Raw genomic sequence first — 23427 nt, forward strand, 5'->3', positions numbered from 1 at the left:
ATAATGAGCGGAGGATTTTAATATGTATGCTATTGCTTTCGATCTTGATACTGCAATGCTAAAAGAGCTATACCCTACTGAAAGTTGGCAGAATGCTTACGGTGATGTAAAAAAAGTGCTAGAAGCAGAAGGCTTTGATCATCAACAAGGTAGTGTTTATTTTGGTGGTGCAGATATGACAGCGGTTAAATGTGTTTTGGCTGCTCAAAAACTTTCTCAGTCTTATTCTTGGTTCAAGCCATCTGTATCAGATATTAGAATGTTGAGAATAGAAGAGCTTAATGATCTAGCTCCTGCATTGTAATTAAAGCTATATCTAAGCCCTAGTTATTTACTAGGGCTTTTTTATTTGGTGCTTCCCCTCCCTTTGGGTCGGGTCGGGCTATATTTTACGGCTGTATCCAACCACTTAATATGAGAAATAAACAAAGAAATAGGGATTTGGTTGTAATAAGCGGGAATAAGTGGTTCAAAACCTTATGAAACGGGGCTTTACGTGATGTAGAGCCTTTTTTATTGGGGAAAACCATATCGCGCAATGCTGGGGCGGTGAGGTGATTTATATCCCTCGTAATCTTGTTTTATTACTAAACGAACGCGACCGGAAGATTTTTAACGAGTTCAAAGATACAAATCACCGTGAACTCACACGAAAATACAACGTATCAATGCAGTGGATTTATCAGATAGTGAAAAAAATCACAAAAGAAGAAATCGCCCGACGCCAATTTGATATGTTCGGTAACGCATAACCGCTAAAAATTAGAAAAAACGTCCGAAAGGGCGTTTTTTAATAACTCTGCATTTACCAAATAGGTGAATGAAAAATCAAAAACTAAAAAATAATTTATTGACTTTCTTATTTAATTGCTTAAAATTGGGAAATAAGAGAGACAAGGAGATAAAACTATGGCACTTACAGAATTCGGCAAAGCAGTCCGCAAAGCTCGGATTGATGCCGGTGAAACACTACTTAGTATGGCAGAGACTATCGGAGCCAGTCCAGCATTTTTAAGCGGAATGGAAACCGGTCGTAAAAAAGTCCCGACTGAATGGGTAGAAAAAATTGCTAACTACTTTAAAGACAAAAACGTACAAACTGAAGACTTGCAAGAATTGGCCCATATTTCTAATGACGCTATTCCTGTAGAAGGTTTGCCATTACAACAGCAAATGATGGTAGCAGGTTTCGCCAAATCTGCGATGACCGCAGAGCAACTCACCAAATTTGCCGAATTATTAAAAGAAATCCATTCAGAAAAGGGAGAGTAATGGATGAGTTTACAAAGTTTATTATACGAAATGAACGGCTTACGAGTAAAACCAATGACCAGAAATGAAATTGAAAAAATGGCGTTGCCTCTTGCTAAGCATTTGAAATTTACCAAATGGAATAAAGCACGCCAACGCTTTGATGATGTATTGGAAAATGTGGCAACGATTGTCAATCTTGAGATCCTGTCAGAGACCGAATGGCAGGAACTTACCCATAACTTCACCAAAGGGCATTTCAGCCCAAGCGAGTTTACCATTCGTATTCCTGAAAATACCTATATTCTTGCCTGTAAAGGCGATAAAGATTCACTCGAAATTGTGTTGCATGAACTCGGACACGTTTTTCTAATGCACCAAGCCTATTTACACAAAGCAGACGAGTCACCTACAATCAATGAAGATCCCGAATGGCAGGCAGACACCTTTGCAGAAATTATTTTAGAAGCAATGGGGTACTCAATTACACAAATCTCACTAGATTTCGGTCGGCTAGAAATGTAAAAACCCAATCATAAAGACTGGGTTTATAAGATTTAGTAAAGTATTGCAGTACTTTATTAAATAGTAAGCAAAAAAATCAGTTCCATAGGGCGTTACTGATTTTCTTAACCTGAAAGCAATGCGAAATTTTACTCTTTTAATAGATTTTCGCAAGGATTAAGTTTGTAAAATGAGATATTTCTCTCAAATTACAATAATAAATACGCCCTCCTAACAATATAGGAGGCTTCAAATGGTATTTGAAACTAACCCTAATGGTGAACAGGTGGCAGTGATTTTTACTCCATATATCACTAAAAAAGGTAAGCGAATTTATCATCCTCACGGCGGTGTTTTCCGCATTGAGATCCCAATGGATAAATATCGTAACCATTAATTCAAAGGCTGTCTTATGACAGCCTTTTTCTTTAAACTCCTTTAATATAGCAACCCACCATTATTTCTTAAAATTTCTTTACGTAATATTAAAGAGGTTTAAAGAAATATCTCTATCACTTCCTATCACCAAAATCGTGATCCATTGTTCCGCCACAAAAAACGGCAAATCATTACGCACGGCAATACAAACCACCGCGCAACGTATCGACGAATGGCATAAACAACGCGGTTTTAAGCGTAGCCCCGTGTTAGCCAAACAATTCAATCCACATTTGCAACACCTAAGCTATCACTATGTATCGGCAAACATACCGAAATTACACTGACACCGACCATAAATAACCATAATGTGATTAGTTCCGGGCAGGTCATCGCTAAATTACAGACCGCCGTTGAAAAAGTTGATCCTCAAGACTTATCTAGTATGACCATGCCAATGGTAAAAACCCATTTGACAGAAGTGCGTTTACCACAGGCCAGCCTGTATAAAATCAACCCAGATGCTCCGAACGGCTATCTGGTGGAAACTGATCCAAAATTTACCGATCGTAAACGCTGGCTCAGTTCCGACTACATGTTTGAACAGCTTCGTTACAATCACGATAACGTACATAAACGTTTAACGTATTTATAGCAAAATATCTGTAATTTTGACCGCACTTTTCTAATCGATTACAATCCACTTATCCTAGCTCATGAAATTTTATTGTGAAAATTAAAACCTTATTAAAAAATGCGATTTCGCTCCTGCTGACGTTAATTATCGTGAGCAGTATTCTCGATTTTATTCGTAAACCCAATATTCCACCTGAAATCAATGCGACAGCACTTTATGATTTACAGGGGAATGCCTTCTTTTTACCTCAATTAGATCAAGCTAAGCCGACGATCATTTATTTCTGGGGAAGTTGGTGCGGCTATTGTCGTTATACTTCGCCAGCGATTAATTCACTTTCAGAAGAAGGCTATCCGGTAGTCTCTGTCGCGCTGCGTTCAGGGTCAAATAAGGACGTGGAAGATTATTTACAAACCCATCACTATCAGTTTACAACGGTGAATGATCCTCAAGGCAAAATTGCGGATCAATGGCAGGTGAATGTGACGCCGACCATTATTATTTTAAACAAAGGAAAAATGGATTTGGGCACAACAGGCTGGACAAGTTACTGGGGCTTAAAAGTGCGGTTGTTTTTCACAGAGTTTTTTGGCTAAGCGGCACAAAATCTATTACAATACACAGACTTATTTTAAAGAGGACAGAATTATGATTATCGTAACAGGTGGCGCCGGTTTTATCGGCAGTAATATCGTTAAAGCGCTAAACGATATGGGACGCAAAGATATTTTAGTGGTGGATAACTTAAAAGACGGGACTAAATTCATTAACTTAGTGGATCTTGATATCGCAGATTACTGTGATAAAGAAGACTTCATTGCGTCAATTATTGCCGGTGATGATTTAGGTGATATCGATGCAGTATTCCATGAAGGGGCTTGTTCAGCGACCACTGAATGGGACGGCAAATACATCATGCATAATAACTACGAATATTCAAAAGAGTTATTGCATTACTGTTTAGATCGTCAAATTCCGTTCTTGTATGCATCAAGTGCGGCAACTTATGGCGATAAAACTGAATTCCGTGAAGAGCGTGAATTTGAAGGCCCATTGAATGTGTACGGTTATTCTAAATTCTTATTCGACCAATATGTACGTGCAATTTTACCTGAAGCACAATCGCCAGTATGTGGTTTCCGTTATTTCAACGTGTATGGTCCGCGTGAAGGCCACAAAGGTTCAATGGCAAGTGTGGCATTCCACTTAAATAACCAAATCCTGAAAGGCGAAAATCCCAAATTATTTGCAGGCAGTGAACATTTCCGCCGTGATTTCGTTTATGTAGGTGATGTGGCTCAAGTCAACATTTGGTGCTGGCAAAATGGCATTTCGGGTATCTTCAACTGTGGTACCGGCAATGCCGAGTCTTTCGCAGAAGTGGCGAAAGCGGTAATTAAATTCCACGGCAAAGGCGCAGTGGAAACTATTCCATTCCCAGAGCATTTGAAATCTCGCTATCAAGAATATACGCAAGCAGATTTAACGAAACTTCGCGCAACTGGCTACGACAAACCATTTAAAACTGTCGCGGAAGGTGTGGCTGAATATATGGCTTGGTTGAATAGAAAATAAATTATTAATGTAGTAAATCCCCTATAGACTCTCGGTATAGGGGATTTTGTTTAGTATAACTGTGATAAATGTTTTAAATAACGCTCGTAAGCACTTTGATAATTTTTCACCTGTGATAAGTTGGGGTAAGTTTTGGAGTTTTCATCTAAGTGAATGAAGGTTTCGCATAAAATTTTTAGTTCTCCTTCTCCATTTGCCCACATAGCTTGAATTGCTCCTCCTAATGCAGCAGCTTCTTCTTCCTGCAAACATACCACTTCGGAATTCATCACATCAGCAACCATTTGCCGCCAAAATGAGCTTTTCGCTCCACCTCCAATTAGGCGAATTTGTGAGGTTTTGAGTCCTGCTTGATGAAATAAATCTAAGCCATAGCGAAGCGTAAAAGTGGCACCTTCCATCATTGCTCGACAAAGATTTTCTCGTGTGAAATTACTTGAATCTAATCCTAAAATACTCGCTTTTGTATTGGGTAAAGGTGGAACTCTTTCACCATTAAAGAATGGCAAAATAGTGATGCCATTCGCACCGATAGGTGCTTGTTGAGCAAGTTGATTTAATTCTTCAATATCAATATTGAGCAAATTCATTAGCTGTTTATTTGAGGAGGTTATATTCATAACACAAACTAGTGGTAACCAGCCATTATTACTTGAACAAAAATTTGCGATCATTGGTGGTAAATTAAGTAATGGCTTTTGCGTATAAGCATACAAGGTACCAGAAGTACCGAGACTCATCGTAGCAATCCCTTCTCGAATATTTCCTGTACCAATTGCTCCCATCATATTATCGCCTCCACCTGTGGAGACGATGACATTATCATTAAAACCAAATAAAGTCGCAATTTCAGGTTTAATCACACCGATTTTTTGTTCGGCAGAAAGTAATTTAGGTAACACTTCATCCATATTTAATTCTGGCGCAAGATATTTGAAGACTTCTCTTTTCCATTCTCTTTTCACAACATCGAAATAACCACTACCGGAAGCATCACCAAATTCAGTGCAGAATTTTCCTGTTAGCCAATAATTTAGATAATCGTGTGGCAGCATAATTTTGCGAATATTGGCAAATTTATCAGGATAATTTTGACGGAACCAACTCAGTTTTGAAGCCGTGTAACCAGTTTGGCAAATGATACCTAATTTTTCAAATGCGGCTGTTTGTCCGCCTAATTTTTCGATCAGTATATCATTTTCCGTAGCGGTTTCTGTATCACACCAAAGCTTAGCCTTATATAGAGGACGATCGTTTTTATCTAACATTACCAGTCCATGTTGTTGTCCTGAAATGCCTATTCCCTTCACTAAATTAGGTGAAAAGTGCGGTAAATTTTTTGCTTGTTTCAATGCAATTTGTAATGCTTGTTGTAATGCCTCAATCCACCAATTTGGATGTTGTTCACGTCTTCCATTGGATTGTGTAATTAATTCATGTTTTGCGTAACCAACTCCAATCACTTTTTTTTGGACAGAATCAAGCACTATCGCCTTTGTTCCTTGTGTGCCACAATCAATTCCTATATACATAATGTCTCCTAAAATAAAAAAGTGCGGTGGAATACAACCGCACTTTTGCTTCATTTTTAGCTATAAATAACTTGGTTTACCAAATTTTCCAAATATTCTTGCTGACCTGAAACTGGTTTTGGCGCTAAATCTTTTTGTTGGACAAGTTGCGCAAGTGTTTCAAGTGAAGTTTTACCTTGCAAAATATGCTGGCCAAGTTCACTATTCCAACCTGCATAGCGTTCATTAACAATTTTTTGTAAGGTTTCCTCTTGTAACATTTTTGCTGCACGTTTTAAGGATAATGCCAATACATCAATTGCACCGATATGAGCGTAAAATAAATCATAAGGATCAATACTTTGTCGGCGAATTTTCGCATCAAAATTAAAACCTCCAGTAGTAAAACCACCATGTTTTAAAATTTCATACATAACTAGCGTGTTTTCTTCAACACTATTTGGGAATTGGTCGGTATCCCAGCCTAATTGTGGATCGCCACGATTAGCGTCAATTGAGCCAAAAATATCTAATGCACAAGCTGTTGCAATTTCATGTTGAAAGGTATGGCCAGCAAGCGTCGCGTGGTTAGCTTCAATATTAACTTTAATTTCTTTTTCTAAACCAAATTGTTTTAGGAAACCATACACTGTTGCCACATCATAATCATATTGATGTTTAGTTGGTTCTTGCGGTTTTGGCTCAATTAATAATGTACCTTTAAACCCAATTTTATGCTTATGTTCTACCACCATTTGCATAAAACGACCAATTTGTTCACGTTCACGTTTCAAATCGGTATTCAATAAAGTTTCATATCCCTCACGTCCACCCCATAATACGTAATTTTCTCCACCTAAACGTTGAGTGGCATTCATTGCATTAAACACTTGTGTTGCAGCCCAAGCAAAAACCTCAGGATTAGGATTGGTTGCTGCACCAGACATATAACGAGGATTAGTAAAACAATTTGCAGTTCCCCATAAGAGTTTTACACCCGTTTCTACTTGTTTGCGTTCTAAAATATCAACAATATGATGAAAATTTTGTACATATTCCCGCACTGAATTACCTTCAGGTGCAATATCGACATCATGAAAACAATAATAAGGCACGCCTAACTTATTCAAAAACTCAAAAGCAATATCTGCTTTTTGTTCTGCGCCAGCAAGCAAATTTGGATTTTTCTGCCAACTTCGTTCCAAAGAACCTAGCCCAAACATATCATTCCCATTCCAGCAAAAGGTATGCCAATAACACACAGCTAAGCGTAAATGTTCAGCCATAGTTTTACCTAAAATTACTTGATTAGCATCATAATGTTTGAAAGCAAAAGGATTTGTGGATTTTTCTCCCTCAAAGGAGATTTTTTCAATTTTATCGAAATAGGTTGTCATAACATTTTCCTCTCTAGATGATGAAATTTTTCGTATTTTTGTGAAAAACTAGCTTTTCATCAATTATGTTATTTAATTTTTCTATGTTGATTATTTGCAACTGTGGAGTGGATCACAGTTGTGAAAAAACGTAATAATGGAGAAAGATTTTATAATTGAAAGCCTTTTTTAAAGTGTGAAAACTAACAACTGGAGTAATAACTAGTCCTTCACTTAACTATCGAGGTATCAATATGAAAATCAAATCAGCTTTACTTACCCTTGTTGGTGCATTAACTGTATTTAGTAGTTCAGCCCATTCCAAAGATCTTAAAATTGGTTTATCCATTGATGATTTACGTTTAGAAAGATGGCAAAAAGATCGAGATATTTTCGTAAACAAAGCAGAATCAATGGGTGCAAAAGTATTTGTCCAATCTGCGAATGGTGATGATTCAGCACAAATTTCTCAAATCGAAAATATGATCAATAAAAATATTGATGTATTAGTAATTATTCCTCATAACGGTGAAGTATTAAGTAACGTTATTTCTGAAGCTAAAAAGGAAGGAGTAAAAGTATTAGCGTATGACCGTTTAATCAATAATGCAGACTTAGATTTTTATGTTTCCTTTGATAATGAAAAAGTGGGTGAACTACAAGCTAAAAGTATTGTGGATGTAAAACCAGAAGGTAATTATTTTTTAATGGGGGGATCTCCTGTAGATAATAATGCGAAATTATTTAGAAAAGGGCAAATGAAAGTATTAGATCCTTTAATTGCCAGTGGGAAAATTAAGGTTGTAGGAGATCAATGGGTTGATTCTTGGTTAGCTGAAAAAGCGTTACAAATTATGGAAAACGCATTAACAGCTAATAAAAATAATGTGGATGCTGTTGTTGCATCTAACGATGCTACTGCTGGAGGTGCGATTCAAGCCCTTAGCGCACAAGGCTTATCCGGGAAAGTAGCAATTTCTGGGCAAGATGCAGATTTAGCTGCAATTAAACGTATTGTTAATGGCTCACAAACTATGACTGTTTATAAACCAATTACGAAACTTGCAGATAAAGCGGCAAAAATTGCGGTTGAATTAGGTAAGAATGAAAAAGTAGAAGCTAATGCAGAACTGAATAATGGCTTAAAAAATGTTCCTGCGTATTTACTTGATCCTATCGCTGTTGATAAACGTAATATTAATGAAACTGTAATTAAAGATGGTTTTCATACTAAGGAAAGCATTTATCACTAACTTTAAGAGGGAAGAGATAACTCTTCCCTTACCTCTTAGGGAGTTACGATATGGCATTATTGGAAATGAAACATATCACAAAAAAATTTGGTGATGTGACCGCACTTCATAATATATCTATTGAATTAGATGCGGGGAAAATTTTATCTTTATGTGGTGAAAATGGATCTGGAAAATCTACATTAATGAAAATACTTTGCGGTATTTATCCTTGTGGAGATTACAGCGGTGATATTTACTTTTCAGAAAGTGAACTAAAAGCAAGGAATATTAGAGATACTGAAGAAAAAGGAATTTCAATTATTCATCAAGAACTTACTCTAGTAAAGAATATGTCTGTATTGGAGAATATTTTTTTGGGTAACGAAATAACTCATAAAGGTTTGACAGCAGATAATGAAATGTACTTACGTTGCAAAAATTTATTACAGCAGGTGCAATTAGATGTTGATCCCAATACACGAGTAGGAGAATTAGGTTTAGGGCAACAGCAATTAGTTGAAATAGCTAAGGCTTTGAATAAACAGGTAAGACTTCTTATCTTAGATGAACCAACGGCTTCACTTACTGAAAAAGAAACGGAAATTTTGTTAAATCTTATTAAGGATCTTAAAGCACACAATATCGCTTGTATCTATATTTCCCATAAACTCAATGAAGTTAAAGCGATCTCTGACAAAATTTGCGTCATTCGTGATGGTGAACATGTTGGTACGAAAGACGCTTCAACAATGACAGAAGATGACATTATCACCATGATGGTAGGTCGGGAAATTACCTCACTTTATCCACATGAACCTCATGAAATCAAAGATGAAATTTTACGAGTAGAAAATCTTTCTGCTTGGCATCCAATCAATACACATATTAAGCGTGTTGATAACGTAAGTTTTAGTCTTCATGAGGGGGAAATTTTAGGTATTGCAGGTTTAGTTGGTTCGGGTCGTACAGACATGGTGCAATGCTTATTTGGGTCTTATGAAGGTAAGTTTGAAGGAAATATTTTTATCAATCAAAAACAAGTAAATATCAAAAATTGTGCCCAAGCGATTGAACATAAAATTGTGATGGTTCCTGAAGATCGGAAGAAACACGGCATTGTTTCTATTATGGGGGTTGGAAAAAACATTACGCTTTCTTCTTTGAAATCTTATTGTTTCGGAAAAATGGTAGTTAATGAAGCAAAAGAAGAGCAAATAATTGGCTCAGCCATCAAACGACTAAAGGTGAAAACTTTTTCACCAGATTTACCAATAGGACGACTTAGTGGCGGTAATCAACAGAAAGCGATCCTTGCAAAATGTTTATTGTTAAATCCTAAAATACTAATTTTAGATGAACCAACAAGAGGAATTGATGTCGGTGCGAAATATGAAATTTATAAGTTAATTAACCAATTAGCACAAGAAGGGATTGCGATTATTGTCATTTCATCAGAACTGCCAGAACTTTTAGGCATTAGTGACAGAGTTCTTGTTATGCATCAAGGTAAACTTAAAGCTAGTCTTATCAATACTGCTCTTACTCAAGAACAAGTTATGGAAACAGCACTTAAGGAGTAATCTATGTTTAAGTTAAAATCCGTAAATTTACAAGTTTACATTATGTTAATAGCTATTGCCGTCATTATGGCATTCTTTAGTGTTGCTACTGATGGAGCTTATTTAAGTGCAAGAAATATTTCTAACTTGTTACGCCAAACTTCAATTACCGGCATTCTTGCAATTGGAATGGTTTTTGTCATTATTTCTGCTGAAATTGACTTATCTGTTGGTTCACTTATGGGCCTACTGGGAGGATTTGCAGCTATTGCCGATGTTTGGTGGGGCTTTCCATTACCTGTAACTATTATTGCAACAATTGCTCTTGGTTTAATTTTTGGTATTTGGAATGGTTGGTGGGTGGCTTATCGCAAAGTGCCATCCTTCATTGTTACACTTGCAGGTTATCTCGCATTCCGTGGAATTTTGATTGGCTTGACTAATGGCACAACTGTATCTCCTATTAGTGGAACTATGACAGTTATTGGGCAAGGTTATTTATCAGATATTGTAGGGGTTATCTTAGGTGGTATTGTAGTTATTGGATTTGTTCTTTGGGGAAATTATCAACGTAGAAGTCGCCAACAGCTTCAACTGGAAGTGTCTGCATTATCAAAAGATTTTACGAAATATGCTTTGTTTGCAGTAATTGTATTAGGTGCAATTTATTTACTTAATGATTATCGTGGCATTCCATTTCCTGTTTTAGTACTGTCAATTCTTGCAATCTTAGGGTTATTCCTCTCTCGTAAAACTTCATTCGGTCGCCACGTTTATGCGATTGGAGGCAATATTGATGCGGCAAAATTATCTGGTATCAATGTAGAGAAAACAAAACTGATTATATTTGCAATGAATGGTGTGTTAGTTGCAATAGCAGGGTTGATTTTAAGTGCTCGTTTAGGTGCAGGCTCACCATCGGCAGGGCAAAATGCAGAACTAGATGCGATTGCAGCTTGTGTCATTGGAGGGGCAAGCTTAGCTGGTGGTGTAGGAAGTGTGTTTGGGGTTGTTATTGGCGCACTTATCATCGCATCGCTTGATAATGGTATGAGTATGCTTGATGTGCCAACTTTTTGGCAATATATTGTCAAAGGTGCCATTTTGTTACTTGCTGTATGGATAGATACTAGTAATAAGAAAAAGATGTAATTATTAATTTTAAACCGTCATTTATAAAATGGCGGTTTTTTAATTTTATAGAAATGGTTACCTAACATACTGCTTTCTAGATGATGAAGTTTTTCATCTTTTTATGAAAAAACAAGTTCTTATCCGTTACATTATTTAATTTTTTATAGTGATTATTTACAATTGTGGACTAGATCACAGTTGTGAAAAAAAGTAATAGATAAAGTAGTTTTAGTAATTTTAATTCTTTTCTTCTTTGACTAAAGTAAATTTGCCTTATGTATCAGGAGGAATAATGAATAATTTTTATAATTTTGATGTGATTATTGATCGCCTAAATACGTTTAGTGCTAAATGGAATGTAGATAATGATATTATTCCAATGTCTGTTGCGGATATGGATATTCCAGCACCTCAAATAATGATAGATGAATTAGAAAAATTTAATCGTTTAGGAATTTATGGTTATACTGAATTACCAGCCGATTATTACAAGATAATCAGTGATTATATTTTCGAACAATATCATTATTCTGTTCTCTCTGAAAAAATTGTATTTTGCCCAAGAATAATCCAAGCCATATCTATTTATATACGAGCATTTACAAAAGAAACTGATGGGATATGTATTCTATCACCTTCATATGGTCCAATATTAAACACGATAAAATTAAATGACAGAAAATTATATCAATGTCCTTTGGTTTATGAGAATAGAAAGTATCGTATTGATTTTAATTTATTAGAGGAATGTTTTGAACATTCTAAAGTATTTGTTTTAATTTCTCCTCATAACCCAACTGGAACGATTTGGAACAAAGAAGTCCTTATTAAAATTATAAACTTAGCTAAAAAACATAATGTATTTATCATTTCCGATGATGTCCACGCAGACTTTACACTAACAAATGACTCCCACTATTTAATATCATCATTAGATGAATGGGTAGCAAATCACTCAATGATCTGTTTATCCCCAGCAAAAACTTTTAATATTCCTGGATTGGAAATAGCTAACCTAATTATTGAGAATAAAGAAATTCGAGAGAAATTTATAAAAGAAATGATGGCATTAGGTATACATAATCCAAATTATTTCTCTATACCAGCTATTATTTCGTTATATAAATATTGTACTGACTGGGTAATCTATCTAAAAGAATACATAAAGAATAATAAGAAGATAGTAAAAGAATTTTTCAATGAGTATATTCCATTATTAGATATTACCGAAAGTGATGGAACTTATTTACTTTGGATAAACTATAAAAAGCTAAGTATAAATGAAAATGAATTAGCTTATTGGATTAATAATTTATCAAGAGTAAAAGTATCTTTGGGTAGTGAATTTGGCAAAGAGGGAGACGGTTTCTTTCGTATGAATGTCGCTATGCCTAGAGAAAAATTATTAGAAGCATTGAATCGAATCAAAAATGGGTTTTGTTTATTAAACAATAGGGAGATTTAATATGAAAACCACTCATCGCACAAGAATGCCAACAACATTAGAAGCTTTTTCACCAATCATTGTGATGCTATTACTGTTAGGGCTTGGGTATGCTTTATTTGATTTGCCAGCTGAGCCATTAATGATTATTTCAACGGTATTTGCTGGTTTTTTAGTTATTAAATTAGGTCATTGCTATTTAGATATTTTAGACGCTATTTCAGAAAAAATAGCTAAAACAATGCCTGCGCTATTAATTTTAATTACTGTAGGATTATTAATTGGAACTTGGATTAGTGGAGGAACAATTCCTATGATGATCTACTACGGACTAAAAGCGATATCACCAGAATATCTTTATGTGACAGCCTTATTCCTTACTGCTATTGTTTCCATTTGTACTGGAACCTCTTGGGGGTCAGCAGGGACTGTTGGTGTGGCATTTATGGGAGTTGCGATTGGATTAGACGCCAATTTGGCTGCTACGGCAGGTGCTGTGGTGGCTGGTGCGTATTTTGGAGATAAATTATCGCCATTATCTGATACAACCAATATTGCATCTGCAGCTGCTGGCGTAGATTTATATGAGCATATCGCTCACTTACTTTATACAACATTACCATCCTTTATTCTTTCGGCTACTGTCTATGTGGTATATGGTTTAAACTACGATTTTTCTAATGTGGCGACTCCAGAAAAAGTAAATACAATGATTCATGAGTTAGAGCAAGTTTATCATTTTAACTTTCTATTACTTATTCCAGTCGCTATTGTATTATGGGGATCTATTACTAAGAAACCGACTATTCCAGTGATGTTATTATCAGCATTTATCGCAATTATTAATGCTATCTTAATTCAAAAATTCTCTCTATCTGATGTGATTAATAGCGCAGTTAATGGATTTGATACCTCAATGATTCACCATACTTCAGTTAGCTCTGATTTAAGTCGTTTGTTGAATCGTGGTGGAATGAACTCAATGATGGGAACACTATTAATTTGTTTCTGTGCATTGTCATTTGCAGGTGTATTACAATTGAGCGGTGCATTAACCGTGATTATTCAAAAATTACTCACCTTTGTTCATTCAACTCTTTCTTTGATTATTACAACGATTCTTTGCGGTTTAACAATGATTGGGGTTACTTGTAATGGGCAAATTTCTATTCTAATTCCAGGAGAAATGCTTAAAGATGCGTATGTAGAAAAAGGATTACATCCAAAAAATCTAAGTCGAACAGCAGAAGATTCCGCAACAATTATTGAACCTATTTTGCCATGGACTGCCGCAGGTGCATATATGGCAGGCACATTAGGTGTTGCAACATTGTCTTATTTACCTTGGGCAATTTTATGTTGGAGCGGTATTATCTTTGCTATTATTTATGGTGCAAGTGGAATAGGTATTGCGAAGCTAAAAAAATAAATGTGGTATTGGATATAAAAATGGCCAGTTATTCTGGCTATTTTTATCTTGAAGCTAAATATCTTTTCTATTATAACTTAAATAGCAATTTCCCATAGATAAGGATATAAAATGACGGAACAATACTACAAAATTGCCCTCTTATTTAATGCAAACAAAGTATATGATCGGCAGGTAGTGGAGGGTATTGGACAATATATTCAGGCATCGCAATGTATGTGGGATATTTTTGTAGAAGATGAATTTATCTATCATACTGATACCATTAATCAACTTTCTATTGATGGCATTATTGCAGACTTTGATGATCCAAAAACTGTTGAATTATTGCAACACACTCTTATTCCTACTATAGCAGTTGGTGGATCTTATAAACAAGCTGATTTTTATCCGCACTTTCCTTATGTAGCAACAGATAATATGGCATTGGTTGAAATGGCTTTATCTCATTTACAGGAGAAAGGACTGTCACAGTTTGCATTTTATGGTTTGCAAGTAAATACTCATAAGCATTGGTCTATAGAACGAAGAGATGCTTTTGTAGAGTTGATGGAGAAAAATCATTACCCTATTTACCTATATGAGGGTGTGCAGGTTCATGCTCAAAATTGGTTGGAAGAGCAACAAAAGCTAATTGTCTGGTTAAAATCTCTTCCTTCTCATACTGGTATTATTGCTGTTACGGATGCGCGTGCTCGTCATTTATTGCAAGCTTGTGAGTACAGTAAAATTGCTGTACCTGAAGAGCTTTGTGTGGTTGGTATTGATAATGAAGAATTGATCCAATATTTATCGCGTGTGTCCCTTTCCTCCGTAGAACAAGGCACGAGAGAGATTGGTTATCAAGCTGCGAAATTATTACACAAATTACTCAATGGTCAAAAAGTTTCACATACCCCTATTTTAATTCCACCGATTACCGTTCACTCTCGAAATTCTACAGATTATCGATCATTAACAGATCCGCTTGTCATTCAAGCAATGCATTATATTCGTCATCGTGCCTGTCATCGAATTAAAGTAGAACAAGTTTTAGATCATCTTGAAACCTCACGTTCTAATCTTGAACAACGTTTTAAGAATGAAATGAATAAAACAATTCACCAAGTCATTCACGAAGAAAAAATTTCCCGAGCAAAGAATTTATTACAACAAACAGATATTTCTATTCAAGAAATTGCTGAGATTTGCGGCTATCCATCAATTCAATATTTTTATTCTGTGTTTAAGAAAGAATTTGAAATGACTCCTAAAGAGTTTCGACTAAATTGTTAAAGGAGCATATTTTTATTCAACTCTGTGCCATAATAACAAGTATTTTTGACCGCACTTTTATCTGAAAGACAGAAAATGAATATTCTAATTATTGGCCCATCTTGGGTCGGCGATATGATGATGTCGCACAGTTTGTATCAACAACTCAAACAGCAATATCCAAATTGCCAAATTGATGTGATGGCACCCAATTGGTGTAAACCGCTTTTAGCCCGTATGCCAGAAGTGCGTCATGCTATTGAAATGCCGCTTGGACACGGCAAGTTTGCCTTGTGTGAACGTTATCGTTTAGGTAAGGCATTGCGCAATCAATATGATATGGCAATCATATTACCAAACTCCTTGAAGTCAGCTTTTATTCCCGCCTTTGCAAAAATTGCGGTACGTCGAGGCTGGAAAGGGGAGAGCCGTTATTTCTTGCTTAACGATTTACGCAATCATAAACGGGATTACCCGATGATGGTGCAACGTTATGTCGCGTTGGCCTTTGAGCAAAATGCGGTACCGAAAGCGGCTGATATTCCTGTTCTAAAACCTTATTTAACCGTTGATCCCACTCAACAAGCAGAAACCTTAAAAAACTTTGAAAAACAGACCGCACTTTTAGGCGAACGTCCGATTATTGGTTTTTGTCCTGGAGCTGAATTTGGTCCAGCTAAACGTTGGCCTCACTACCATTATGCGAAATTGGCCGAAATGCTCATTGAAAAAGGCTATGCAGTGGAATTGTTTGGTTCACCGAAAGACGTAGAAGCCAGCGAACAAATTCGCAATGCATTGCCTGTTGAACAACAACCATTTTGTTTAAATTTAGCGGGACAAACTAATCTGAATCAGGCTGTGGATTTAATTGCTCACTGTACAGCAGTAGTGAGCAATGACAGTGGGTTAATGCATATTGCTGCAGCAACGGACCGTCCATTGGTTGCGCTTTATGGTCCAACGAGCCCAACTTATACACCACCATTATCTGATAAAGCCGTGATTATTCGTTTAATTGAAGGTGGATTGATTAAAGTCCGTAAAGGCGATAAAGAGGGCGGTTATCATCAAAGCTTGATTGATATTACGCCGGACATAGCATTAGAAAAATTAGAGGCATTATTAGCAAAATGAACCCTCTCCGCATACACTTACAATTAATTGGAATGGTGATTTTATGGGGCGCCTCTTGGCCTTGGGGACGAGTGGTTGCCCAAGCCATGCCGACATTTGTGGCTTCAAGTTTACGATTTTTGTTCGCGATTATTCCATTGTTGATTTGGTTGTATGTGGCTAATCGCTTTATTTATGTGAGAAAGCTTCGTCCTAACCAATGGTTTGGATTATTATTAACGGCTTTGCTTGGGATTTTTGGTTATTCGACTTTCTTTATTTGGGGCTTGAAATACGTGCCTGCAGGACAAGGAACGATGGTGGTTGCTTCGAATCCAGTCTTTACGATGTTTTTTGCTATTTTACTATTTAAAGAAAAATGGAATCGCTGGGTTGTATTAGGCATGATTATTGCAATTAGCGGTTCCCTATTAGCCATGACAAAAGGGAATCCAACTAATCTCTTACAAAATTTTGGATTCGGTCAAATGTTATTGCTTTGTGCTTTAGTTTGCTGGGTTGCTTATACTTTGTTGGCGCGTAAGGTATTAATTGGAATAGATTCCCTTACCGCGACCACAATTTCTTCCACTTTTGGTTTCTTCATGCTGACGTTGGCAGCGTTATGGACGGAAAATGCAGAAGATTGGGCAACCGTACTTCAATTAAATGGACCACAATGGTTTAGTTTACTTGGTCTTGCATTTGGTGCAACGGTATTAGCCTATGCATGGTATTTTGATGGGGTGAAATACTTAGGGGCAGGCAATGCCTCGGCTTACATTATTCTTGTACCTATTTTAGGCATTTTATTTTCAGCCGTTTGGTTGAATGAACAAGTGGATTCCTCCTTAATTATTGGCGGTATTTTAGCCGTATCTGGGCTTGGGATTATGCACTGGGGAAGAAGGTTAATTAAATGAAAGTATGTGTGATTAAGACTTCCTCTATGGGGGATGTGATTCATACTTTGCCGGCATTGACTGATGCGCAGCATGCTATTTCTAATCTCTCTATTGATTGGGTGGTGGAGGAGAATTTTGCCGAAATCCCACGTTGGCATCCAGCAGTGAATCAAATCATTCCAATCGCGTTAAGACGTTGGCGAAAATCGCCTTTTTCAGCTCAAACAAAAAACGAATGGAAATCTTACCGCACGTTATTACAAGCCAATCAATATGATGCCGTGATTGATGCGCAAGGGCTTTTTAAGAGCGCTTTTTTTGCGACACGCTTAGCTAATGGCGTCAAGCATGGCTATGACCGAAAAAGTATTCGTGAGCCGATAGCTTCCTTGTTTTACGATAAAAAATATGCGATTTCTTATCAACAACATGCCGTAGAACGTATTCGTCAACTTTTTGCACAAGCCTTATCTTATCCATTACCTAAAGAGAAAGGGGATTATGGCATTGCGCGTCATTTTATTTCCGCAGATTCTATCGAACCTTATGTGATCTTTTTTCATTCTACGACTAGAGATGAAAAGCATTGGCCAGAACCTGAATGGCGAAATTTAATCGAAAAACTGACCGCACTTTCAGTTCAAGTGCGTTTACCTTGGGGAAATGAAAAAGAAAAGGCAAGAGCAGAGCGATTAGCCACAGGTTTATCTCATGTGGTCGTTTTACCTAGACTTTCATTAAATGAATTAGCTGACCAAATTGCTAATGCGAAAGCGGTGGTATCTGTGGATACAGGGCTTGCTCATTTAACTGCTGCATTGGATAAACCGAATATTACGCTTTATGGCGCAACTGATCCGACCTTAATTGGCTGTTATGGTAAAAATCAACATTATTTAACTTCAAACTCAATGGAAAATATTACTTCAGACCAAGTATTTTCTACTCTTAATTTATTAATTAAATAATTGAATGTGTATTTATCTGGATTAAATTTAGTCAAAATGTTGTTTATTTTCCGATAGTTGTCTAGATTTAAGGTTGACCTCTGGAGTTGTAGTGTATAAACTGGGAAAAGTTCAAATTTTTTATTAAATCATAAGGAAAGCGTTATGAAAAAAGCTCTTCTTGCTTTATCTGTCGCAGCATTCGCAACAGGTTCTGCGCAAGCATATAACTTCCATATTGACCAAACGGGAACTGATGTGGACTTTTATGGTTCTTTACGTGTTAAATGGGAAAGCACCTCTAACAAAACTAACTATGTAAACGGTGATGTAACTAAAGAGCACATCAATCACGCAGTTGATAACAACGGCTCACGTTTCGGTTTCAAATTAAAACAAAGCTTAGGTGGAGATTTCTACGCTTTAGGCCGTGCTGAATGGCGTATGCGTGGTGAAGCACCTTCACAACATGATTTTGACCATGTTTATACTCACCAACTTTATGCTGGTTTTGGACATAAAAAATTCGGTGAGTTAACTTACGGTAATATGACAACTATTACTGATGAAGTAAAACAAACTGACTTAGCAAATACTTACAGCTTGTCTGATGGCTTATTAGATAGTTCTGCACGTCGTGTAACTCAATACGTGTACAATGGTAATTATGGTGATAACAAAGTTAAATTTGGTGCGTACTATGGCGGTTCAAGCAAACGTGACATCAAAAACGTAGATTTAAAAAATAACCGTAAAAACACTTGGGGTACAGGTCTTATCTTTGATCATGAAATTGATAGTATCCAAAATGTAACTGTCGCAGCAGGTTTCACTCGTGAAATTTCTGAAAATGCTGACAAAACAGCATACTACAGCAATGCTTATGCTTTAGGCTTAGCCTATAACTTTGTTCACACTACTTATGGTTTAGACTTTGCTCACAAAGATACTAAAAATAAAGATGGCGCAGGTAACAAGGTAAAAAATAATGAAGTAACCGCAGTAATTCGCCAAGGTTTAAATGAAGACTGGAACGTATATGCAATGTATTCTTATAAAACTGAGAAAACGTTACCTGTGGGTTCTGCATATTCCAAATCAACAGATCGCCAATTCTTAGTGGGTACTGAATACTATGTGTATAATCAAGGTTCATTAAAAGTTAAACCATTTATTGAATGGCAAGCAACTCGTACTAAATACGAAAATGATGCAAAAGATCGTAGCCGTGATTTCAAAACTGTTATCGGTCTACGTGCATACTGGTAATTTATCAGTTTAATCTTATAAAACGAGCGGATAGTGAAAGCTATCCGCTTTTCTTTTTGGCTTGTAATTTTGATTTTCACCCCCATAATACTGCTCAGGCGCAAAGTGCGGTAACAAAATGACATCTTTTTTGAATGTTTACGATTTATTCGAAAAATTGACCGCGCTTTTTACTCAAAGAATAAATAGGAACAAATAATGAATTACACTCAAGACAATGACAAACTTTACCGCTACCTTTTCCAAAACCGTGCCGTGCGTGGTGAATGGGTGCGATTAAATCAAACTTTTACTGATACGTTGAATACTCATCATTATCCAAAAGCGGTACAAAACTTATTAGGTGAGATGATGGTGGCGACTAATTTATTGACTGCAACATTAAAATTTAACGGTAATATTACTGTTCAAATTCAAGGTGATGGTCCATTAAAATTAGCTTTAGTAAATGGTAATGACCAACAACAGATCCGTGCATTAGCACGTGTACAAGGCGATATTCAAGACGGTATGAGCCTTCATGATATGATCGGCAAAGGCGTATTAGTGATTACGATTGCTCCAACTGAAGGTGAGCGGTATCAAGGCGTTATCGGTTTAGATAAACCAACGATTACGGAATGTTTAGAAGACTATTTTGTTCGTTCAGAACAATTACAAACTCAGCTTATTATTCGCACGGGTGAATATGAAGGCAAACCAGTTGCTGCAGGAATGTTGCTACAGATTATGCCAGATGGCCAAGGTACACCAGAGGATTTTGAGCATTTAACTACGTTAGCTGCAACCGTAAAAGATGAGGAGTTATTTGGATTACCCGCAGAAGAATTGCTTTATCGCTTATATCACGAAGAAGTGGTGGAAGTTTTTGAACCACAATCAGTTTCTTTCTTCTGTGGTTGCTCACCTGAGCGTTCAGGGGCAGCATTATTACTGATTCCAGAAGCTGAAATTGAGGAAATCTTAGAAGAGCATAAAGGCAGCATTGATATGCAGTGTGAATGTTGTGGCACGCATTACTTCTTCAATAAAGAAGCAATCAATAAACTCAAACAAGCACAATAAGAAAAATCCCCGTTCATGATAACGGGCATTTTTTTATGGATGTTTTATTGTTGCACTTGTTCCAAGCAATGTTTGATTGCGTCAGGAATTGAGCCACCGTGGTTTTTATTGGGAATGGAAATAAACGCCACGGAATTTCCTTGTTTTTCCAATATTCCCGCCAGTTGATGCGCATTGATTGTTCGCATTTGTTTCCGTTGATTAATACGCTGTAATTGTTCTTCAGTGATATTTGGATCTTGTTCAGGGTATTCTTCGTAAGAGCCTAATGTAATTAGAATATGTGATGGTTTTTGGCTAACCCAAGGTTCATTTTGAGGCAAAAATGAGCCATTTCCCCACCAAAGGGAAGGGCTTGCCAAGGTGTAATGTTGAAATAAATCCGGTTGATGGAAGAGCACATACAATCCAAATAATCCCCCAAAAGAATGACCAAAGAAATATTGTTTTTCTTTATTTATATTGAAATGCTGCTCAATGTAAGGTTTAACATCTTCTTGAATAAAACGTAAAAAATCGGCAGCTTTCCCTCCTTTGGCAAATTCAGCACCTTCAGCCGGAAACGTGTAGTCTCTTGTACGTTCCTCAATGGCGTAAGCTTTATCAGATACATAACCGATACCGACAATAAGAGGGAGAGGTTTGTTAGGATTGACCGCATTCACTGCGATTGGAAATTGAGCGTTACCATCTAGCGTATAAAGTGCGGTCAGTTTTTTCGACGTTTTTGGTGGAACTGCAATAAACAAACGGTAATGCTTGCCTTCAAAAGTAAAATCTTTTTCTTGAATTTGATACATTTTTTTCATGCTTTCTTGAATAGGTGGAATTTTAAAATCGGGTTCAGCTTGCGTGCTTTGTGTAAACATCAGCAGAAAAAATAAAAAAGGTAAACACAGAAATGAGAACATGGTTATCTGGTATTAATTTGAGAATGGTTATCACTATATAGTAAAAGTAAAGGTGAAATCAACCGCACTTCATCTTGGCTCCCCAAAACACCCTAAAAATAGGTAGAAATTTTCAATGAATGTTCAAAAATTTGATCTAGTTAACATTTTTTTTGGGGTAATTCCCCTACAATAGCCACAGGAAAAATTTTTAAACTTTAATCAAGAGGTGAACTATGACTGACATTAAAAATGTAATTAAAGAACTTGAAGCCATTGGTATTCATGACGTAAAAGAAGTGGTTTATAACCCAAGTTATGAACAACTTTTTGAAGAAGAAACGAAACCAGGTTTAGAAGGTTTTGAAAAAGGTACACTTACCACAACTGGCGCGGTGGCTGTTGATACAGGGATCTTTACCGGTCGTTCACCGAAAGATAAGTATATCGTTTTAGATGATACTACAAAAGATACCGTATGGTGGACTTCTGATGTGGCGAAAAACGATAACAAACCAATGACTCAAGAAACTTGGTCAAGCTTGAAAGGCCTTGTGACTAAACAACTTTCTGGCAAACGTTTGTTCGTGGTTGATGGTTTCTGTGGCGCAAGTGAAAAAGACCGTATTGCGGTTCGTATTGTGACGGAAGTAGCATGGCAAGCACACTTTGTGAAAAATATGTTCATTCGTCCGACAGAAGAACAATTAAAAACCTTTAAACCAGATTTCGTGGTCATGAACGGCTCTAAATGCACTAACCCGAATTGGAAAGAACAAGGTTTGAACTCTGAAAACTTTGTCGCATTCAATTTAACTGAACGCATTCAATTAATTGGTGGTACTTGGTACGGTGGTGAAATGAAGAAAGGTATGTTCTCCATGATGAACTACTTCCTACCACTTAAAGGTGTAGGTGCAATGCACTGTTCTGCTAACGTAGGTAAAGACGGTGATGTAGCAATATTCTTCGGTTTATCAGGTACAGGTAAAACCACACTTTCTACCGATCCAAAACGTGAATTAATCGGTGACGATGAGCACGGTTGGGATGATGTAGGTATCTTCAACTTTGAAGGTGGTTGCTATGCGAAAACTATCCATCTTTCAGAAGAAAATGAGCCGGATATTTATCGTGCAATCCGCCGCGATGCATTATTAGAAAACGTCGTTGTTCGTGCTGACGGTTCAGTTGATTTTGATGACGGTTCTAAAACTGAAAATACTCGTGTGTCTTACCCAATTTATCACATTGATAATATTGTTAAACCAGTGTCTCGCGCAGGTCACGCAACGAAAGTCATTTTCTTAACTGCGGATGCATTCGGTGTATTACCGCCAGTGTCTAAATTGACACCAGAGCAAACCAAATACTACTTCTTATCGGGTTTTACCGCTAAATTAGCCGGTACAGAACGTGGTATTACTGAACCAACTCCAACCTTCTCAGCATGTTTTGGTGCAGCGTTCTTAACTCTCCACCCAACACAATATGCTCAAGTGTTAGTTAAACGTATGCAAGCTGCCGGTGCAGAAGCATATTTAGTTAATACAGGTTGGAATGGTACAGGTAAACGTATCTCAATCAAAGATACTCGTGGTATTATCGATGCAATCTTAGATGGTTCTATCGAAAAAGCAGAAATGGGCGAATTACCAATCTTTAATTTAGCGATTCCAAAAGCATTACCTGGTGTAGATTCTGCGATCTTAGACCCACGTGATACTTATGCGGATAAAGCACAATGGGAAGCGAAAGCGAAAGACCTTGCAGGACGTTTCGTGAAAAACTTCGAAAAATATGCGACTAACGCAGAAGGTAAAGCGCTTATCGCAGCAGGTCCAAAAGCTTAATTAGAGAATATAGTTATCTAATTAAACATTTCTAAAAATAACCGCACTTTGGTTTTTAAATCAAAGCGCGGTTTTTTATATTAATTTTTTATGTG

General features: G+C 36.7%; 22 protein-coding genes and 2 pseudogenes. 21 read left to right on the forward strand and 3 right to left on the reverse strand.

The genetic code is table 11. From position 1 onward, the window contains the following. Positions 1-22 precede the first annotated feature (22 nt). From QQS40_RS03880 to rfaD, 9 genes and pseudogenes are all read left to right on the forward strand, one after another. On the forward strand, positions 23-304 hold the full coding sequence (locus tag QQS40_RS03880; RefSeq protein ID WP_128786747.1) for a virulence factor: 282 nt from the start codon (positions 23-25) through the stop codon (positions 302-304). 220 nt (positions 305-524) lie between these two features. Further along, positions 525-752: pseudogene (locus QQS40_RS03885) on the forward strand (Mor transcription activator family protein); the annotation flags it as partial. Between the two features lie 157 nt (positions 753-909). Beyond that, a complete protein-coding gene (locus QQS40_RS03890; RefSeq protein WP_128786748.1) occupies positions 910-1272 on the forward strand; it encodes a helix-turn-helix domain-containing protein in 363 nt (120 codons plus the stop codon). A gap of 3 nt (positions 1273-1275) precedes the next feature. Beyond that, entirely contained in the window at positions 1276-1776 is a 501-nt protein-coding gene (locus QQS40_RS03895; protein WP_128786749.1) for a toxin, read from the forward strand. A 232-nt stretch (positions 1777-2008) separates the two neighbouring features. Beyond that, positions 2009-2152 carry a hypothetical protein gene (locus QQS40_RS03900; RefSeq protein ID WP_172621990.1) on the forward strand — a complete coding sequence of 48 codons (144 nt, stop codon included), beginning with the start codon at positions 2009-2011 and terminating at the stop codon, positions 2150-2152. 106 nt (positions 2153-2258) lie between these two features. After that, a pseudogene (locus tag QQS40_RS03905) lies at positions 2259-2453 on the forward strand (N-acetylmuramoyl-L-alanine amidase); the annotation flags it as partial. A gap of 50 nt (positions 2454-2503) precedes the next feature. Further along, entirely contained in the window at positions 2504-2788 is a 285-nt protein-coding gene (locus QQS40_RS03910) for a hypothetical protein (protein WP_128786750.1), read from the forward strand. 74 nt (positions 2789-2862) lie between these two features. After that, positions 2863-3366 carry a protein disulfide oxidoreductase gene (locus QQS40_RS03915; protein ID WP_329506206.1) on the forward strand — a complete coding sequence of 168 codons (504 nt, stop codon included), beginning with the start codon at positions 2863-2865 and terminating at the stop codon, positions 3364-3366. Between the two features lie 52 nt (positions 3367-3418). After that, complete coding sequence (gene rfaD, locus QQS40_RS03920) at positions 3419-4345, forward strand: ADP-glyceromanno-heptose 6-epimerase (protein ID WP_111327568.1); 927 nt, start codon at positions 3419-3421, stop codon at positions 4343-4345. A 50-nt stretch (positions 4346-4395) separates the two neighbouring features. On the opposite strand, the gene xylB is transcribed toward rfaD, so the two are convergent. Both xylB and xylA read right to left on the reverse strand, forming a co-directional pair. Next, complete coding sequence (gene xylB, locus QQS40_RS03925) at positions 4396-5877, reverse strand: xylulokinase (protein WP_329506210.1); 1482 nt, start codon at positions 5875-5877, stop codon at positions 4396-4398. A 56-nt stretch (positions 5878-5933) separates the two neighbouring features. Then, positions 5934-7253: a xylose isomerase gene (xylA, locus tag QQS40_RS03930; protein WP_015702065.1), complete on the reverse strand. Its 1320-nt coding sequence runs from the start codon at positions 7251-7253 to the stop codon at positions 5934-5936. Between the two features lie 233 nt (positions 7254-7486). Between xylA and xylF the strand changes: the two genes are divergently transcribed. From xylF to hslO, 11 genes are all read left to right on the forward strand, one after another. Then, positions 7487-8485, forward strand: a complete 999-nt coding sequence (xylF, locus tag QQS40_RS03935) for a D-xylose ABC transporter substrate-binding protein (RefSeq protein ID WP_329506251.1) — start codon at positions 7487-7489, stop codon at positions 8483-8485. A 50-nt stretch (positions 8486-8535) separates the two neighbouring features. Beyond that, positions 8536-10047 (forward strand): D-xylose ABC transporter ATP-binding protein, encoded by a 1512-nt coding sequence (gene xylG / locus QQS40_RS03940; protein WP_329506253.1) that lies wholly within the window; start codon positions 8536-8538, stop codon positions 10045-10047. A 3-nt stretch (positions 10048-10050) separates the two neighbouring features. Beyond that, complete coding sequence (locus QQS40_RS03945) at positions 10051-11178, forward strand: sugar ABC transporter permease (protein ID WP_329506255.1); 1128 nt, start codon at positions 10051-10053, stop codon at positions 11176-11178. A 274-nt stretch (positions 11179-11452) separates the two neighbouring features. Further along, positions 11453-12625: a MalY/PatB family protein gene (locus QQS40_RS03950; protein ID WP_126470229.1), complete on the forward strand. Its 1173-nt coding sequence runs from the start codon at positions 11453-11455 to the stop codon at positions 12623-12625. A 1-nt stretch (position 12626) separates the two neighbouring features. Continuing rightward, a complete protein-coding gene (gene nhaC, locus QQS40_RS03955) occupies positions 12627-14033 on the forward strand; it encodes a Na+/H+ antiporter NhaC (RefSeq protein WP_012054497.1) in 1407 nt (468 codons plus the stop codon). Between the two features lie 111 nt (positions 14034-14144). After that, the gene (locus tag QQS40_RS03960; RefSeq protein WP_012054498.1) at positions 14145-15308 is read left to right on the forward strand and encodes a XylR family transcriptional regulator; all 1164 of its coding nucleotides are present in this window, start codon (positions 14145-14147) and stop codon (positions 15306-15308) included. A 75-nt stretch (positions 15309-15383) separates the two neighbouring features. Then, entirely contained in the window at positions 15384-16424 is a 1041-nt protein-coding gene (waaF, locus tag QQS40_RS03965; RefSeq protein WP_329506274.1) for a lipopolysaccharide heptosyltransferase II, read from the forward strand. Then, a complete protein-coding gene (locus tag QQS40_RS03970) occupies positions 16421-17326 on the forward strand; it encodes a DMT family transporter (protein WP_329506276.1) in 906 nt (301 codons plus the stop codon). Before waaF ends, QQS40_RS03970 begins: the two co-directional genes overlap by 4 nt. Then, entirely contained in the window at positions 17323-18276 is a 954-nt protein-coding gene (gene rfaC / locus QQS40_RS03975; RefSeq protein WP_308603223.1) for a lipopolysaccharide heptosyltransferase RfaC, read from the forward strand. The genes QQS40_RS03970 and rfaC overlap by 4 nt, the downstream gene beginning before the upstream one ends. 144 nt (positions 18277-18420) lie before the next feature. Continuing rightward, on the forward strand, positions 18421-19524 hold the full coding sequence (locus QQS40_RS03980) for a porin (protein ID WP_329506280.1): 1104 nt from the start codon (positions 18421-18423) through the stop codon (positions 19522-19524). 198 nt (positions 19525-19722) lie between these two features. After that, positions 19723-20589, forward strand: a complete 867-nt coding sequence (gene hslO, locus QQS40_RS03985) for an Hsp33 family molecular chaperone HslO (RefSeq protein ID WP_049381434.1) — start codon at positions 19723-19725, stop codon at positions 20587-20589. Positions 20590-20633: 44 nt separating this feature from the next. On the opposite strand, the gene QQS40_RS03990 is transcribed toward hslO, so the two are convergent. After that, on the reverse strand, positions 20634-21458 hold the full coding sequence (locus QQS40_RS03990) for an alpha/beta hydrolase (protein WP_329506282.1): 825 nt from the start codon (positions 21456-21458) through the stop codon (positions 20634-20636). 257 nt (positions 21459-21715) lie between these two features. Between QQS40_RS03990 and pckA the strand changes: the two genes are divergently transcribed. After that, positions 21716-23332 (forward strand): phosphoenolpyruvate carboxykinase (ATP), encoded by a 1617-nt coding sequence (pckA, locus tag QQS40_RS03995; RefSeq protein ID WP_329506284.1) that lies wholly within the window; start codon positions 21716-21718, stop codon positions 23330-23332. Positions 23333-23427 lie beyond the last annotated feature (95 nt).

This window comes from Haemophilus parainfluenzae, assembly GCF_036288925.1.
Taxonomy (GTDB): Bacteria; Pseudomonadota; Gammaproteobacteria; order Enterobacterales; family Pasteurellaceae; genus Haemophilus_D.

Bases quoted from the DNA above. Each gene is read 5' to 3' on its own strand.
- nhaC (WP_012054497.1), top strand. From the start codon at position 12,627: ATGAAAACCACTCATCGCACAAGAATGCCAACAACATTAGAAGCTTTT.
- QQS40_RS03890 (WP_128786748.1), top strand. From the start codon at position 910: ATGGCACTTACAGAATTCGGCAAAGCAGTCCGCAAAGCTCGGATTGAT.
- QQS40_RS03960 (WP_012054498.1), top strand. From the start codon at position 14,145: ATGACGGAACAATACTACAAAATTGCCCTCTTATTTAATGCAAACAAA.
- xylF (WP_329506251.1), top strand. From the start codon at position 7,487: ATGAAAATCAAATCAGCTTTACTTACCCTTGTTGGTGCATTAACTGTA.
- xylG (WP_329506253.1), top strand. From the start codon at position 8,536: ATGGCATTATTGGAAATGAAACATATCACAAAAAAATTTGGTGATGTG.
- QQS40_RS03895 (WP_128786749.1), top strand. From the start codon at position 1,276: ATGAGTTTACAAAGTTTATTATACGAAATGAACGGCTTACGAGTAAAA.
- rfaD (WP_111327568.1), top strand. From the start codon at position 3,419: ATGATTATCGTAACAGGTGGCGCCGGTTTTATCGGCAGTAATATCGTT.
- QQS40_RS03945 (WP_329506255.1), top strand. From the start codon at position 10,051: ATGTTTAAGTTAAAATCCGTAAATTTACAAGTTTACATTATGTTAATA.
- waaF (WP_329506274.1), top strand. From the start codon at position 15,384: ATGAATATTCTAATTATTGGCCCATCTTGGGTCGGCGATATGATGATG.
- xylA (WP_015702065.1), bottom strand. From the start codon at position 7,253: ATGACAACCTATTTCGATAAAATTGAAAAAATCTCCTTTGAGGGAGAA.
- QQS40_RS03970 (WP_329506276.1), top strand. From the start codon at position 16,421: ATGAACCCTCTCCGCATACACTTACAATTAATTGGAATGGTGATTTTA.
- pckA (WP_329506284.1), top strand. From the start codon at position 21,716: ATGACTGACATTAAAAATGTAATTAAAGAACTTGAAGCCATTGGTATT.
- QQS40_RS03950 (WP_126470229.1), top strand. From the start codon at position 11,453: ATGAATAATTTTTATAATTTTGATGTGATTATTGATCGCCTAAATACG.
- QQS40_RS03900 (WP_172621990.1), top strand. From the start codon at position 2,009: ATGGTATTTGAAACTAACCCTAATGGTGAACAGGTGGCAGTGATTTTT.
- QQS40_RS03880 (WP_128786747.1), top strand. From the start codon at position 23: ATGTATGCTATTGCTTTCGATCTTGATACTGCAATGCTAAAAGAGCTA.
- QQS40_RS03980 (WP_329506280.1), top strand. From the start codon at position 18,421: ATGAAAAAAGCTCTTCTTGCTTTATCTGTCGCAGCATTCGCAACAGGT.
- rfaC (WP_308603223.1), top strand. From the start codon at position 17,323: ATGAAAGTATGTGTGATTAAGACTTCCTCTATGGGGGATGTGATTCAT.
- xylB (WP_329506210.1), bottom strand. From the start codon at position 5,877: ATGTATATAGGAATTGATTGTGGCACACAAGGAACAAAGGCGATAGTG.
- hslO (WP_049381434.1), top strand. From the start codon at position 19,723: ATGAATTACACTCAAGACAATGACAAACTTTACCGCTACCTTTTCCAA.
- QQS40_RS03990 (WP_329506282.1), bottom strand. From the start codon at position 21,458: ATGTTTACACAAAGCACGCAAGCTGAACCCGATTTTAAAATTCCACCT.